This is a genomic window from Achromobacter sp. DMS1, assembly GCF_001270295.1.
The window spans coordinates 30,304-44,157 of the sequence record NZ_LHSJ01000015.1 but is presented as its reverse complement, the minus strand read 5'-3'; the positions used below and the strand labels follow the sequence as shown (position 1 = coordinate 44,157).

At 69.0% G+C, this 13,854-nt stretch carries 14 protein-coding genes and 1 pseudogene; 10 read left to right on the top strand and 5 right to left on the bottom strand.

Translation table 11 applies throughout. The features are described 5' to 3' along the window. From AD428_RS03390 to kdpE, 3 genes and pseudogenes are all read left to right on the top strand, one after another. Window positions 1-218, top strand: a 218-nt coding sequence (locus tag AD428_RS03390) for a potassium-transporting ATPase subunit C (RefSeq protein WP_152967972.1), incomplete at its 5' end; no start/stop codon positions are given. 72 nt (window positions 219-290) lie between these two features. Then, window positions 291-3,055, top strand: a pseudogene (locus AD428_RS03385) (DUF4118 domain-containing protein). A 3-nt stretch (window positions 3,056-3,058) separates the two neighbouring features. Continuing rightward, a complete protein-coding gene (kdpE, locus tag AD428_RS03380) occupies window positions 3,059-3,751 on the top strand; it encodes a two-component system response regulator KdpE (RefSeq protein ID WP_053244193.1) in 693 nt (230 codons plus the stop codon). A 68-nt stretch (window positions 3,752-3,819) separates the two neighbouring features. On the opposite strand, the gene icd is transcribed toward kdpE, so the two are convergent. After that, on the bottom strand, window positions 3,820-5,076 hold the full coding sequence (gene icd / locus AD428_RS03375) for an NADP-dependent isocitrate dehydrogenase (protein WP_053244192.1): 1,257 nt from the start codon (window positions 5,074-5,076) through the stop codon (window positions 3,820-3,822). Between the two features lie 255 nt (window positions 5,077-5,331). Here icd and AD428_RS03370 point away from each other — a divergent pair, with 255 nt between their 5' ends. Continuing rightward, window positions 5,332-6,216, top strand: coding sequence for an RNA polymerase sigma-70 factor (locus AD428_RS03370; protein WP_053244191.1), 885 nt, complete (start codon window positions 5,332-5,334; stop codon window positions 6,214-6,216). 58 nt (window positions 6,217-6,274) lie between these two features. Then, window positions 6,275-7,291 carry a LysR family transcriptional regulator gene (locus AD428_RS03365; RefSeq protein ID WP_053244190.1) on the top strand — a complete coding sequence of 339 codons (1,017 nt, stop codon included), beginning with the start codon at window positions 6,275-6,277 and terminating at the stop codon, window positions 7,289-7,291. Here AD428_RS03365 and AD428_RS03360 read toward each other — a convergent pair. Both AD428_RS03360 and AD428_RS03355 read right to left on the bottom strand, forming a co-directional pair. Then, entirely contained in the window at window positions 7,215-7,787 is a 573-nt protein-coding gene (locus tag AD428_RS03360; protein ID WP_082308239.1) for an Ohr family peroxiredoxin, read from the bottom strand. The two genes, AD428_RS03365 and AD428_RS03360, sit on opposite strands and share 77 nt — an antisense overlap. 67 nt (window positions 7,788-7,854) lie before the next feature. After that, complete coding sequence (locus tag AD428_RS03355; protein WP_053244188.1) at window positions 7,855-8,334, bottom strand: carboxymuconolactone decarboxylase family protein; 480 nt, start codon at window positions 8,332-8,334, stop codon at window positions 7,855-7,857. A 258-nt stretch (window positions 8,335-8,592) separates the two neighbouring features. On the opposite strand from AD428_RS03355, the gene AD428_RS03350 reads away from it, so the two are divergent. The 3 genes from AD428_RS03350 to AD428_RS03340 all read left to right on the top strand — a co-directional run bounded on the left by AD428_RS03350 (window position 8,593) and on the right by AD428_RS03340 (window position 10,875). Next, a complete protein-coding gene (locus AD428_RS03350; protein WP_053244187.1) occupies window positions 8,593-9,018 on the top strand; it encodes a DUF1841 family protein in 426 nt (141 codons plus the stop codon). Between the two features lie 145 nt (window positions 9,019-9,163). Then, window positions 9,164-10,276 carry a PLP-dependent aminotransferase family protein gene (locus AD428_RS03345; protein WP_053244186.1) on the top strand — a complete coding sequence of 371 codons (1,113 nt, stop codon included), beginning with the start codon at window positions 9,164-9,166 and terminating at the stop codon, window positions 10,274-10,276. 44 nt (window positions 10,277-10,320) lie between these two features. Further along, on the top strand, window positions 10,321-10,875 hold the full coding sequence (locus AD428_RS03340) for a GNAT family N-acetyltransferase (RefSeq protein WP_053244185.1): 555 nt from the start codon (window positions 10,321-10,323) through the stop codon (window positions 10,873-10,875). Window positions 10,876-10,882: 7 nt separating this feature from the next. Here AD428_RS03340 and AD428_RS03335 read toward each other — a convergent pair whose 3' ends face one another. Continuing rightward, window positions 10,883-12,055 (bottom strand): vWA domain-containing protein, encoded by a 1,173-nt coding sequence (locus AD428_RS03335; protein WP_053244184.1) that lies wholly within the window; start codon window positions 12,053-12,055, stop codon window positions 10,883-10,885. 19 nt (window positions 12,056-12,074) lie between these two features. Continuing rightward, window positions 12,075-12,956: an AAA family ATPase gene (locus AD428_RS03330; RefSeq protein ID WP_053244183.1), complete on the bottom strand. Its 882-nt coding sequence runs from the start codon at window positions 12,954-12,956 to the stop codon at window positions 12,075-12,077. A gap of 150 nt (window positions 12,957-13,106) precedes the next feature. Between AD428_RS03330 and AD428_RS03325 the strand changes: the two genes are divergently transcribed. Both AD428_RS03325 and AD428_RS03320 read left to right on the top strand, forming a co-directional pair. Further along, window positions 13,107-13,460 (top strand): c-type cytochrome, encoded by a 354-nt coding sequence (locus AD428_RS03325; RefSeq protein ID WP_053244182.1) that lies wholly within the window; start codon window positions 13,107-13,109, stop codon window positions 13,458-13,460. Between the two features lie 13 nt (window positions 13,461-13,473). Then, a complete protein-coding gene (locus AD428_RS03320) occupies window positions 13,474-13,836 on the top strand; it encodes a c-type cytochrome (protein ID WP_053244181.1) in 363 nt (120 codons plus the stop codon). Window positions 13,837-13,854: the final 18 nt, after the last annotated feature.

Here is a 13,854-nt window from a genome sequence, read left to right as displayed (position 1 = left end):
TCACGGCGTCGGGCAGCGGGCTGGATCCGCACATCAGCCCGGAGGCGGCCGCCTATCAAGCGGCCCGCGTGGCGCGCGAACGCGGGCTGCCGCTGGCGCAGGTGCAGTCGCTCATCGCCGAGCACACCGCGGCCCCCTGGCCCGCCGTGCTCGGCCGGCCCGCGGTCAACGTCCTCACGCTCAATCTCGCGCTGGACCGGCTGGAGCGGGCGCGGTGACGCGCGCCAGGACGCGCCGGCAGGGGACGTATAGTATGGCGAGCTCCACCTTTCCCTCCGGCGCCCGCGCACATGGCTGAACGCACCGACGAGCGTCCCGACCCGGACGCATTGTTGAAAACCCTGGACGACGAAAGCCGCCAGGCCGCGCGCGGCAGGCTGCGCGTGTACTTCGGCGCCTCGGCGGGCGTGGGCAAGACCTGCGCCATGCTGGCCGCCGCGCAGGCGCAGGCCGCGCAGGGCGTGCCGGTGGCGGCCGGCGTGGTCGAAACCCACGGACGCCGCGAAACCGCGGCCTTGCTCGAAGGACTGGCGGTCCTGCCCTTGCGCCGCGTCGAGCACCGCGGCCGCGTGCTGCAGGAATTCGACCTCGACGCCGCGCTCGCGCTGCGGCCCGCGCTGATCCTGGTCGACGAGCTGGCGCACACCAACGCGCCCGGATCGCGGCACGCCAAGCGCTGGCAGGACATCGAAGAACTCCTCGCCGCCGGCATCGACGTCTGGACCACCCTCAACGTGCAGCACCTGGACAGCCTGAACGAGGCCGTGGGCGGCATCACGGGCGTGCGCGTGCGCGAAACCGTGCCCGATGCGGTGTTCGACGGCGCGGACGAAGTCATCCTGGTGGATATCCCGGCCGACGAACTGCTGCGCCGCCTGAAGGAGGGCAAGGTCTACCTGCCGGAGCAGGCGCGCCACGCGGGCCGCAATTTCTTCCGCAAGGGAAACCTGATCGCGCTGCGCGAGCTGGCGCTGCGCCGCACCGCCGAGCACGTGGACGACGACGTGCAGGCTTACCGCCGCGACCGCGCCATCGAGCCCGTATGGCGCACGCGCGAGGCGGTGGTGGCCTGCATTGGCGCCGACGCCGACGCGGAATACGTGATCCGCAGCGCGCACCGCCTGAGCCAGCAGCTCGAATGCGATCTGCACGTGGTAACCATAGACCGTCCGCGCGCGACGCCCGCGCCGCAGGCGCTGCGCGAGCGCCTGGAGCGCGGCCTGGCCCTGGCGGATTCGCTGGGCGCGCGCACCGAGACCCTGGCCGGCGGCGATATGGTGGAAGCCATGGTGCGCTACGTCCGCCGCCACAACATCACCAAGGCGGTCATCGGCCGCACGCGCGCGAGCGGGCTGCAGCGCCTGCGCCTGTCGGTTTCGGCACTGCTGTCCGCGGCGCTGGCGCCGGGCTGGCTCTGGCGGCGGCAGAGCTTTGCCGACCGCCTGGCGGCCGGCTGTCCGGAAATCGACGTGATCCGGCTGGGCGCCCCGCCCCTGCCCGCCGCCGAGCGCGGACGCGCGCCGCCCGCGCCAGATGCCGCCCGGCCCCGCGGAACGCATCCGCTCGCGGGTTATGCCTGGGCGCTCTGCTATTGCGCTGCGGCCGCCGGCATTTCCGCGCTGGCATTCCCCGCGCTGCACCAGACCAACATCGTCATGCTCTTCCTGCTGGCGGTGGTGGGCGTGGCGCTGCGCCATGGGCGCGGGCCGGCCGCGCTGGCTTCCGTCGTCAGCGTGGGGCTGTTCGACTTCCTGTTCGTCCAGCCGCTGGCCTCCTTTGCCGTTTCGGACGTGCAGTACCTGCTGACCTTCGGCGTGCTGCTGACGGTGGGCCTGCTCATCGGCCAGCTCACCGCGGGCCTGCGCCTGCAGGCGCAGGCTTCGGTCAAGCGCGAGGCCGACGCGCGCAGCCTTTACGAATTCGCGCGCGAACTGTCGTCCGCCCTGCTGCCCGGGCAGATCGTCGCATCGGCCAACGCCTTCATCCACGCCACGTTCGGCTCGCGCTGCGCGCTGTACATACAGGGCATGGACGAGCGCCTGTCGCTGGCCTCTCCCTCCGAGGGCATGGCCGGCCTGGAGCCGGCGCTGGCGCAATGGGTGTACGACCACGGCCAGCCGGCCGGGGCCGGCACGGCCACGCTCGCGCAGCGAGCCTGCTGTACCTGCCGCTGAAGGCGCCCATGCGCACGCGCGGCGTGCTGGCGCTGGCCGCGCCGCACCGCGGCCTCTATGCCGACGCCGGGGCCCGACGGCAGATCGAGGCATACGCCACCCTGATCGCCATCGCGCTGGAACGCCTGCACTATGTGGAAGTGGCGCAGCAGGCGCTGCTGACCATGGAATCGGAAAGACTGCGCAACTCGCTGCTGGCGGCGGTGTCGCACGATCTGCGCACGCCGCTCACCAGCCTGGTGGGCCTGGCCGACACGCTGCTGCGCCAGCCGGACGCGCTACCGCGCGCCGCGCAGGAGACGGCGCGCGCCATGCGCGAACAGGCCCAGCGCATGCAGGCGCTGGTGATCAATCTGCTCGACATGGCGAGGCTGCAGAACCGCGCCGCGCCGCTGCGCAAAGAATGGCAGTCCATCGAGGAGCTGGTGGGCGCGGCGCTGGCCGACCTGCGCGAACCCCTGTCCGGCCACCGGATCGCCGTGGCCCCACTGTCCGACCTTCCGCTGGTGGAATGCGATGGCGTGCTGATCGAGCGGGTGCTCTGCAACCTGCTCGAAAACGCCGCCAAGTTCACGCCCGCCGGCAGTACGATACGCGTTCACGCCATGGCGGCGGACGGCGAGCTGCGGGTGTCGGTGTGCGACGAGGGCCCCGGCGTGCCGGCGGGCGCCGAGCGCCGCATTTTCGAGAAGTTCACGCGCGGCGAACGCGAGTCCGCCACCCCGGGCGTGGGCCTGGGGCTGGCGGTCTGCGAAGCCATCGTGGCCGCGCACCACGGCCGCATCTGGGTCGAACCGGCGCCCGGCCAGCCGCGGGGCGCGCGGTTCGTCTTTACCTTGCCGCTGGGCGCGCCGCCCCCGGTACAACCCGAAATCTCCTGACGCATGTTCGACTATCAGCCCACCCTGCTACTCATCGAAGACGACGCCGGCATCCGGCGTTTCGTGCGCCAGGCCCTGGAGGACGAAGGCTGTGCGGTGCACGAAGCGGAAACCGTCAGGCGCGGCCTGATCGAGGCCGGCACGCGGCAGCCCGACGCCGTGATCCTGGATCTCGGCCTGCCCGACGACGACGGCATGACGCTGATCCGCGAGCTGCGGGGCTGGACCGAGGTGCCGGTGCTGGTGCTCTCGGCGCGCACGGCGGAAGCCGACAAGGTGGCCGCCCTGGACGCCGGCGCCGACGACTACCTGACCAAGCCGTTCGGCGTGAACGAACTGCTGGCGCGCCTGCGCGTACTGCTGCGCCGGCATGCGCGCGGCGGCGCGGGCAATGCGACGGAGATCCGCTTCGGCGACGTGCGCGTCGATTTTTCCAGGCGCGTGGTCGAGCGCGGCGGCAGGCACGTGCACCTGACGTCGCTGGAATACCGCCTGCTCGCCGCACTGCTCGCGCACCGCGGCAAGGTCATGACCCACCGCGAACTGCTGCGCGAAGTATGGGGCCCTTCGCACGTGGAAAGCCACCATTACCTGCGCATCTACATGGGCCACCTGCGCCAGAAGCTGGAGGCCGATCCGGCCCAGCCCGCGTACCTGCTCACGGAAATCGGCGTGGGCTACCGTTTCGCGGGCTGAATGCCGGCGAAAAAAAGCCCGCCTGTCGGCAGGACGGGCGGGCCCGGGCGCCGGCAAGCCGGCTGCCGCTACATGTTTTCGATCATGACCTGGCCGAAGCCCGAGCACGACACTTGCGTGGCGCCTTCGAGCAGGCGGGCGAAATCATAGGTGACCTTCTTGGACAGGATGGATTTCTCCATGCTGGAGATGATGAGGTCGGCCGCCTCGGTCCAGCCCATGTGGCGCAGCATCATCTCGGCCGAGAGAATCTCGGAACCCGGATTGACGTAGTCCTTGCCCGCGTACTTGGGCGCCGTGCCGTGCGTGGCCTCGAACATGGCCACGGAGTCGGAAAGGTTGGCCCCCGGCGCGATGCCGATGCCGCCCACCTGCGCCGCCAGCGCGTCGGAGATGTAGTCGCCGTTCAGGTTCAGCGTGGCGATGACGTCGTACTCGGCCGGGCGCAGCAGGATCTGCTGCAGGAAGGCGTCGGCGATCGAATCCTTGACGGTGATCTCGCGGCCCGTCTTGGGATTCTTGAACTTGCACCACGGGCCGCCGTCGATGAGCTGCGCGCCGAATTCCTTCTGCGCCAGGGCGTAGCCCCAGTCGCGGAAGCCGCCCTCGGTGAACTTCATGATGTTGCCCTTGTGCACCAGCGTGACCGAAGAGCGGTCGTTGTCGATGGCGTACTGCAGGGCCTTGCGCACCAGGCGCTCGGTGCCTTCGCGCGACACCGGCTTGATGCCGATGGACGAGGTGTTCGGGAAACGGATTTTCTTCACGCCGAGCCGGGTCTGCAGGAACTGGATGAGTTCCTTGGCCTGCTCGCTCTCGGCCATGTATTCGATGCCGGCGTAGATGTCTTCGGAGTTCTCGCGGAAGATGACCATGTCGGTCTTCTCGGGCTCGCGCACCGGCGAGGGCACGCCCTTGAAATAACGCACCGGGCGCAGGCAGACGTACAGGTCGAGCTGCTGGCGCAGCGCCACGTTGAGCGAGCGGATGCCGCCGCCCACGGGCGTGGTGAGCGGTCCCTTGATGGACACGACATAGTCCTTCACCACATCGAGCGTCTCGTCGGGCAGCCAGACGTCGGGGCCGTAGACCTTGGTGGCCTTCTCGCCGGCGTAGACCTCCATCCAGTGGATCTTGCGCTTGCCGCCGTAGGCTTTCTGCACCGCAGCATCCACCACCTTGATCATCACGGGGGTGATGTCGGCGCCGGTTCCATCGCCCTCGATGTAGGGGACGATGGGCTGATCCGGCACATTCAGCGAGAAATCGGCGTTGACCGTAATCTTCTGGCCCCCAGCGGGCACCTTGATGTGTTGGTAGGACATGTATGCTCCATTTGCTCCAGGTGATTTTTTCCGCGCGTGCGCCGCATCGGACGGCGCGGCCGCCGCGGGTGGACCCGTCCGCGGAACGCGCACCGGCTGGCGGATAGCTCGACCATTCTATATCGCATTGCACGTCCCGCAGCGAGAATCGCCTTCACCGCCCTGGGCCGGTTCTCCCCGCCTTGCCGATTTCCCGGGCCGATAGCACAATGGGGAGCTTCCTCCACCCGCTCCCGCCCTGGCCCTGGCTTTACCATGACCGGCTCCCCCCGCCTGTTCGACAGCGTCCGCCCCCGGCTGCACGCCATCGCCTATCGCATGCTGGGTTCGGTGGAAGAAGCGGAAGACGTGGTGCAGGACGCCTGGCTGCGCTGGCACGAGGCCGACACGCAGGCGCTGGACAATCCCGAGGCGTGGCTGGTCACGGTCACGACGCGGCTGGCCATCGACCGCCTGCGCAGCCTGAAGGCCGAGCGGGCCCGCTACGTGGGCGTCTGGCTGCCGGAGCCCGTGCTGACCGCGCCCCAGGCCACGCCGGAAGAAGCCCACGAACGCGCCGACGACGTTTCCGTGGCCTTCCTGTACCTGCTGGAGCGCCTGTCGCCCGAGGCCCGCGCCGCCTTCCTGATGCGCGAGGTGTTCGATGCCGAATACGCCGAAGTGGCGCGCACGCTCGGCAAGACCGAAACGGCATGCCGCCAGCTCGTGAGCCGGGCGAAACGGCAACTGCGCCAGGGCCCGCGCCGCCTGGCGGTGCCCCGCGCAACCCACCACCGCCTGATGCGGGACTTTGCCGACGCCATGCGGCGCGGCGACCTCCATGGGCTGCAAGCGCTGCTGGCCGACGACGCCGAGCTCATCGGCGACGGCGGCGGCAAGGTGCCGAGTTTCGCAAGCCTGGCGGGAGGCCGACGGCTGGCCCATCTGTTCTACGCCGGCAAGCGCCGCTACGGCGACGCGCTGCGCGTGGAAGTGGCCCAGGTGAACGGCCAGTGGGCGCTGCTGCGCTTCATCGAGGGCGCCCTGGAATCGGTGCAGTCCTATGAAACCGACGGAAGCCGCATCGTCCGGGTGCTGGTCCAGCGCAATCCGGACAAACTGGCCCGCGTGGCCGCGGCCTTCGATTCGGCGCCTTCCTGATCCGCCTTTTTTTCGAGCCGGACGTCACAAAACGCCCCCGGCGGCCGTCTTACGGGGCATGGAAAAGAAAACCTCACCCAGCGCCGCGACGGCCCGCAACGCTTCTCCGCACGGCGGCGCCGACCCGCTGGCGCACAGCTTCGTCACCAGCTATGCCGGCGTGGTGGCCTTCATGGCGGTCGCGGCGGAAGGCAACTTCGCCAGGGCCGGCGACCGCCTGGACATCGGCCGCTCGGCGGTCAGCCGTAGCGTGCAGAAACTGGAAGACCAGCTCGGCGTGCGGCTCTTCGTGCGGACCACGCGCAGCACCTCGCTCACTCCCGAAGGCGAGCGCTTCTACGAAAGCTGCCGTCCCGGCGTGGAAGGCATCGTCCAGGCCCTGGAGACCATGCGCGAACTGCGCGCAGGCCCGCCCGCCGGCCACTTGCGCGTGTGCGCCACCGTGGGCTTCGGGCGCAAGGTCATCGCCCCGTTGCTGCAGGGTTTCCAGGAAGTCCACCCGGACATCGCCATCGACCTGCTGCTGGACGACGGCCCCACCGACTTCACCACGGACCGGGTCGACGTCTCGTTCCGCAATGGCCGCATGGAAGACAGCCAGGTCATTGCCAAGCGCCTGATCCCGATGCAGATGCTGTTGTGCGCATCGCCCGCGTATGCGGCCCGCCACCCCCTGCCCCGCGCCCTCGACGAGCTCGCCGGCCACCGCTGCATCAACTTCCGGCTGGCCTCGGGGCGGGTGTACGAATGGGAATTCAAGGTGGGCGGCCGCATGCGCAAGTTCGCGCCTGCCGCCACGCTGGCCTTCAACGACGCCGACCTCGTGCTGCAGGCCGTGCTCGACGGCCGGGGCATCGCCCAGATGGCCGGCTACCAGGTTTGCGAGCACCTGCGCGCCGGCGCTCTCGTGGCATGCCTGCCGCAATACGCGCCGGACGATCGGGGCCACTACCTCTGCTATCTCAGCCGCCAGCACCTGCCCGGCCGGATCCGCGTCTTCATCGACTACATGACCGAGCGCATCCGCGCGCAGGACCTGCAGATCCTGGACAGCCTGCTGCCGGGGCAGACATGAGCCGGCGAACCTGCTGCGTCGGCGCCACCACGCTTTCGATTCCCTGCCGCGCCATCTTGGCATACGGGCAGTGGCGCTCGGCATTGCGCACCAGCGCTTCGGCCACGGCCCGGTCCAACCCCGGCAGGTGGATGTCGATATGCGCGGCCAGCGCGTAAAGCCCGTCGACCGGATCGCGCCCGAAGGTAACGCGGGCCCGCACCTCGGCTTCGGCAATGCACAGGCCCGCCCGGGCGGCCAGCAGCGCCAGCGCGCCATGGAAGCAGGCGGCATAGCCCGCGGCAAACAGTTGCTCGGGATTGGTTCCGCCACCGGGCCCGCCGAGCTCCCTGGGCAGGCGCAGATCCCGCTGCAAGGCGCCGTCGTCGGAACGCGCGCGGCCCGACGCGCGCCCGTGCGCGGCCTCGCCGCCCCGCACCGCGACGCGGGCGGTGTAAAGCGGCCGGAAGTCGTCTCCGCGGTTTTTGTCCGGGAGGCTGAGCGGGGCGGCTGCAATCGGCCCATGCCGGTCTGTCCGGAGATGCCGAGGTTCCGCCTGCAGCCGGGATTTTCATGGCCTGTCCTCAGTCCAGCTTGGCCTTGTCCAGGCCGTAGGCCTTGTCGACCGAGCCTGGAACGGTACGCAAGCCCACGTTGAGGCGGTTCCATCCGTTGATGGCCATGATGGCGAAGCTCAGGTCGGAGATTTCCTTTTCCGACAGCTGCGCGCGCACGCGCTCGTAGATCTCGTCCGGCACGCCCTGCTCGGGCAGTTTCGTCAGCGCTTCGGTCCATTCCAGCGCGGCGCGCTCCCGCGGCGAGAACAGGGGGGATTCGCGCCAGATGGCCACGTGGTGCAGGCGCAGCTCGCGCTCGCCGTGGATCTTGGCCTGCTTGACGTGCATGTCCAGGCAGAAGGCGCAGCCGTTCATCTGCGAGGCGCGGATCTCCACGAGGGCCAGGATGGACTCCTCGATCGCGCCCGACCTGACCAGCAGGCCGAATTCGATGAACTTCTTGAACAGCTCGGGCGATTGCGCGAAAGCGTTGAGACGTTGGGTCATGATGATTCCCTCGATGGTGGGTAGCCGCCCGCTTCACGGATCCGGAAGCGGATCCGGAAGCCGGGCCGGAAAACGGGAGCCAAGCGTGGTTGCGTAAGTCCAGGCAACGGACAAATCGTAGGCTTCGGGGAATCGGGCCGGTAGAGGCGGGCGCGGGATCATGGTGTTGCCCTGATTGCAACAATTGCCGCCGCAGCCGGGCGGCCGGCGTCCGGGCGTTAAAATAGGATTCTTCCAGTCCGCTTTTCCCCTCCCCCGATGTTCAATCCCTCCCGCGACCAAGTCCGCGAATTCTTTATCGAAACCTGGCGCAAGCACCGCTCGGCCGAGGTGCTGAGTCCGCTCGAAGCCATGGCGCTGGATTGGATCATCGAGCATCCGGAATATCACGGCGACCTGGAGAATCCCCAGGCCATGAGCGAGGAATACTCGGTCGAAAAGGGACGCACCAATCCCTTCCTGCACCTGTCCATGCACCTCGCTATCGCGGAGCAGCTCTCCATCGACCATCCTCCCGGCATCCGCCGGGCCTACCAGAAGCTCGTCTCGCGCACGGACGCGCACCAGGCCGCCCACGAAATCATGGAGTGCCTGGGACAGGTGGTATGGGAAGCCCAGCGCCTGGGCAAGCCGCTGGACAGCGACACCTACATCGATCTCATCCGCCAGCGCGCGGAACGCTGAGGCGCCCCGCGCCTCAGGGCTCGCGGACTTCGGGGCCGCCCGGACGCAGCGCCGCCGCGGCGGTGCACGCCATGACGGGCCAACCGGGAGCATGCGCGCTGTGCGCGGGAGTCGGCCTGGCGGCGCTGGCCTTNCGCCGACCGGAATGGCCGCCGTCCCGGCGCCGCGCCCGTTCCAGCTCGGGCTGCCCGCGCTGGACGCCTTTCCCCGCAAGACCTGGGTCCGCCTGGCCGGCCGGACGCTGCGCTCCCTGGGCATGGCCGCAATGGTCCATCCCGATCCGGCGGGCTACGAGCCCCTGCGGCGTTCCATCGCCGCCTATCTGGGCATCTCGCGCGGCATCGCCTGCACGCCCGCGCAGGTTTTCGTCACCAACGGCTACCGGGGCGCGCTGCAGCTGGCGTGCCGCGCGCTGCTCGAGCCGGGCGACGAGGGCTGGTACGAAGACCCGGGCTATCCATACGCGAGGCGGCTGCTGGAAGACGAGGGCATGCGCCTGGCGCCGGTGGCGGTGGACGAAGAGGGGCTGGACGTGGGCCAGGGCATCCGCCGCGCCGCGCGGGCGCGGTTCGCCGTCGTCACGCCCACGCACCAGAGTCCGTTGGGCATGGCGCTCAGCCTGCCCCGCCGGCTCGAGCTGCTCGAATGGGCCGGCCGGAGCGCGGCATGGATCGTGGAGGACGATTACGACAGCGAATTCCGCTACCACGGCCGGCCGCTGCCCGCGCTCAAGAGCCTGGACGCCCAGGGGCGGGTGCTTTATGCGGGCACGTTCAGCAAAGCGCTGTTTCCGGGGCTGCGCCTGGCGTACCTGGTGGCGCCGCAGGCGCAGGCCGCGCGGCTCCAGGAGGCCGCGCAGCGGTTGCCCGGGCCGGGAGCCGTGCCGCTGCAGGCCGCGGTGGCCGATTTCATGGACCAGGGGCACTTCGCCCGGCATCTGCGCCGGATGCGCGCCTTGTACGCGGTGCGCCGCGGCTTCCTGGTCGATGCGCTGGACGCGGTTTTCGGCGGGCGCCTGCACGTCCAGCCCCAGGCCGGGGGCATTCACGTGCTGGCCCATCTGGCCGGGCGGCGCAGCGACCGGGCGATCGCGGCCGAAGCACGCGCCCGGGGCTTGGCCGTGCAGGCGCTGAGCGACTGGCGCATCCGCAAATCCGCGGCCGGCGGGCTGCTGCTGGGGTTCGCCAATCTGCAAAGCGCGGACGAGGCGCGCGCGCAGGCAGAGCGGCTGCGGGCCGCCTTCGACGCCGCGCGCTGAACCCTCCGCTTCTGGCGGCGGCCGGCCGCCGATACAATGCCGCCATGAACGCCGCCGCCACTTCCACGCCTCCGGGCGCCATTCTGGTCGATTGCACGCCCGAGCGCCACGCCGGGCAGATCCTGGCCATTCTCAACGACGCCATCGTCCACACCACCGCGCTGTACGACTACACGCCGCGCCCGCCCGAAGCCATGCGGGGCTGGTTCGAGGCCAAGCGGCAGGGCGGGTTCCCTGTGCTGGGCTACGAGAATGCGGACGGCGATCTCATGGGATTCGCCAGCTACGGCACGTTCAGGGCGTTTCCCGCTTTCAAGTACACGGTGGAGCATTCGGTGTACGTGGACGCGCGGTTCCGGGGCAGGGGCCTGGGCGAGGCCCTGATGCGCGAGCTGATCGCGCGGGCCCGCGCCAGCCAGGTGCATCTGCTGATCGGCGCCATCGACGCGGCCAATGCCGGCAGCATCCGCCTGCACGAGCGGCTGGGGTTCGCGCGCTGCGGCACCATCGAGCAGGCCGGATTCAAGTTCGGGCGCTGGCTGGACCTGGTGTTCTACCGGCTGGCGCTGGACACGCCCGAGCACCCGGTGGACGGCTGAGCGGCGGCTATTTCGACAGCATGCGCATGGCCTGTTCCAGGCCGGAGACGGTGACGGGGTACATGCGGTCTTGCATGATGTCGCGCATCAGCGCAATGGACTGCCGGTACTGCCACGAGGCCGTGGGCTCGGGATTGAGCCACACCGACTTGGGCCAGGCGTCGAGCAGGCGCCGCATCCAGACCGCGCCCGCTTCCTTGTTGTAGTGCTCCACCGAGCCGCCCGGTTGCAGGATCTCGTAGGGGCTCATGGTGGCGTCGCCCACGATGATGAGGCGCCAGTCGGGGTTGTACTTGCGCAGCACGTCCCAGGTGTCGAAGCGTTCGCTCTGGCGGCGGCGGTTGCTCTGCCACAGCGTTTCGTAAGGGCAGTTGTGGAAGTAATAGACTTCCAGGTTGCGGAATTCGCTGCGCGCGGCCGAGAACAGCTCCTCGACCCGCGCGATGTGGTCGTCCATGCTGCCGCCCACGTCCAGCAGCATGAGCACCTTCACGGTATTGTGGCGTTCCGGCACCATGCGCAGGTCCAGGTGGCCCGCATTGCGCGCGGTGCTGGCGATGGTGTCGTCCAGGTCGAGTTCGAGCTCCGCGCCTTCGCGCGCGAAGCGGCGCAGGCGCCGCAGCGCCACCTTGAAATTCCGGGTGCCCAGCTCGACCTGGTCGTCGTAGTCGCGGAACTGCCGCATGTCCCAGACCTTGACCGCCGTGCGGTTGCCGGCCGAGGCGCCGCCCACGCGCATGCCTTCGGGGTGGTAGCCGCCATTGCCGAAGGGCGAGGTGCCGCCCGTGCCTATCCATTTGCTGCCGCCGGCATGGCGTTCTTTCTGCTCTTCCAGGCGCTGCTTGAAGAGCTCCATGAGCTTGTCCCAGCCGTGTTTCTCGATGGCGGCTTTTTCTTCGGGGCTCAGGCTTTTCTCGAACTGCTTGACGAGCCAGTCGACGGGGATTTCCTTGCCGGCCGGCAGCGCCGCCTCGATGCCCTTGCAGTAGGCCCCGAATGCCTGGTCGTAGCGGTCGTACAGGGACTCGTCCTTGACCAGCGTGGCGCGCGCGAGGAAGTAGAAATCGTCCAGCGTGGGCGCCATCAGGTCCTGGCGCAGGGCCTCGACCAGGGTCAGGTATTCCTTGATCGAGACCGGCAGCTTGTGCGCGCGCAGGTGGTAGAAGAAGTCGATGAGCATGGGCGGCGGGCGGAAGCGTTCAGCGGCGCGCGCTGCCGCGCGTCATGGCGGCCAGGCGCTCGAGCAGGTGCACGTCCTGCTCGTTCTTGAGCAGCGCGCCGGCCATGAGCGGCACCGCGGTGGCGTTGTGGGCGTCGATCTGCGCGGCCGGGATGTCTTCGGCCAGCAGCAGGCGCAGCCAGTCGAGCAGCTCGGAGGTGGAGGGCTTCTTCTTCAGGCCGGGGGTGTCGCGCAGCGCAAAGAACGTGTCCAGCGCCGCGCGCAGCACCTCCTGCTTCAGGTCGGGAAAATGCACGTTGACGATGTCGCGCATGGTTTCGCGGTCGGGGAAGCGGATGTAGTGGAAGAAGCAGCGGCGCAGGAACGCGTCGGGCAGGTCTTTCTCGTTGTTGGACGTGATGATGACCAGCGGGCGGTGGCGCGCGGCAATGGTCTGGCGCGTTTCGTAGACATGGAACTCCATGCGGTCCAGCTCGCGCAGCAGGTCGTTGGGGAATTCGATGTCGGCCTTGTCGATTTCGTCGATGAGCAGCACGACGGGCTCGTCGGACTCGAAGGCCTGCCACAGCGTGCCTTGCACGATGTAGTTGCGGATGTCGCGCACTTTCTCGTCGCCGAGCTGCGAGTCGCGCAGGCGCGAGACCGCGTCGTATTCGTACAGGCCCTGGTGCGCCTTGGTGGTGGACTTGATGTGCCATTGCAGCAGCGGCCGGCCCAGCGCGCGGGCCACTTCTTCCGCCAGCATGGTCTTGCCGGTGCCGGGCTCGCCCTTGATGAGCAGCGGGCGCTGCAGTGTGAGGGCGGCGTTGACGGCGAGTTTGAGGTCGTCGGTGGCGACGTAGGTGTCGGTTCCTTCGAAGCGGGCGGACGGGGCGAAAGAGGCGTGCGAGGCTGCGGGCATGGTGGGCTGTACTGGTCGTGGTTGACGCGGCGCAATGCCATCGTGGGGTTTGAATCCTGGTCAATTATCGTACAATCAGGCGGTTTTGCAGCCGGGTTCGACCCGCAACGTGTTTGCCCTGTCCTTAGCCCTAACAGGAAGAGTCAGTCAATGAAGTTGCGAACCTCACTGAAGTGCATGGCCGGCGCACTGACCGCGATCGCATCCTGTGCGATCGCCGGCCAGGCAAACGCTGCGGATGCAGCGCCGGCCGGTAACATCAAAAACGCCCGGGACAAGGTGTCGATGTGCATCGGCTGCCATGGCATCGAGGGCTACAAGGCGACGTTCCCCGAGCTCTACCACGTGCCCAAGATCGCCGGGCAGAACGCCAAATACATCGAAACCGCCCTCAACGAGTACAAGAAAGGCGCGCGCAGCCATCCCACGATGGACGCCATTGCCGGCAGCCTGAGCGACCAGGACATCGCCGACCTGGCCGCGTACTACTCGAATCTCAAATAACAAGGGGGCCTACATGAAACGCATTCTGTCTGCCGTTGCAGGCCTCGTGCTGGCCGCGTGCGGCGCCGCCGCGCAGGCCCAGGACCTGGCCGCCGGCAAAGCGGTGTTCGACAAGTTCAATTGCGCCTCGTGCCACGGCGCCGACGCCAAGACCGCCGTCGATCCGTCCTACCCCACGCTGGCGGGCCAGCACGCCGACTACATCGCCCACGCGCTCAAGGCCTACAAGCGCGGCGCCTCGGGCAGCCCCGCCACCGCCAACGTGCGCAAGAACCCCATCATGGGCGCCTTCGCCACCCAGCTGTCCGACCAGGACATCAGCAACGTGGCGGCCTGGCTGGCTTCGCTGCCCAGCGACCTGGGCGTGCGCCGCTGACTCCGCCGCCGGGCAGGG

What these genes read in the sequence shown, in the direction of transcription:
- icd (WP_053244192.1), bottom strand. Translation starts at nt 5,076, where the DNA reads ATGTCCTACCAACACATCAAGGTGCCCGCTGGGGGCCAGAAGATTACG.
- AD428_RS03365 (WP_053244190.1), top strand. Translation starts at nt 6,275, where the DNA reads ATGGAAAAGAAAACCTCACCCAGCGCCGCGACGGCCCGCAACGCTTCT.
- AD428_RS03320 (WP_053244181.1), top strand. Translation starts at nt 13,474, where the DNA reads ATGAAACGCATTCTGTCTGCCGTTGCAGGCCTCGTGCTGGCCGCGTGC.
- AD428_RS03350 (WP_053244187.1), top strand. Translation starts at nt 8,593, where the DNA reads ATGTTCAATCCCTCCCGCGACCAAGTCCGCGAATTCTTTATCGAAACC.
- kdpE (WP_053244193.1), top strand. Translation starts at nt 3,059, where the DNA reads ATGTTCGACTATCAGCCCACCCTGCTACTCATCGAAGACGACGCCGGC.
- AD428_RS03340 (WP_053244185.1), top strand. Translation starts at nt 10,321, where the DNA reads ATGAACGCCGCCGCCACTTCCACGCCTCCGGGCGCCATTCTGGTCGAT.
- AD428_RS03355 (WP_053244188.1), bottom strand. Translation starts at nt 8,334, where the DNA reads ATGACCCAACGTCTCAACGCTTTCGCGCAATCGCCCGAGCTGTTCAAG.
- AD428_RS03325 (WP_053244182.1), top strand. Translation starts at nt 13,107, where the DNA reads ATGAAGTTGCGAACCTCACTGAAGTGCATGGCCGGCGCACTGACCGCG.
- AD428_RS03330 (WP_053244183.1), bottom strand. Translation starts at nt 12,956, where the DNA reads ATGCCCGCAGCCTCGCACGCCTCTTTCGCCCCGTCCGCCCGCTTCGAA.
- AD428_RS03345 (WP_053244186.1), top strand. Translation starts at nt 9,164, where the DNA reads ATGGCCGCCGTCCCGGCGCCGCGCCCGTTCCAGCTCGGGCTGCCCGCG.
- AD428_RS03335 (WP_053244184.1), bottom strand. Translation starts at nt 12,055, where the DNA reads ATGCTCATCGACTTCTTCTACCACCTGCGCGCGCACAAGCTGCCGGTC.
- AD428_RS03370 (WP_053244191.1), top strand. Translation starts at nt 5,332, where the DNA reads ATGACCGGCTCCCCCCGCCTGTTCGACAGCGTCCGCCCCCGGCTGCAC.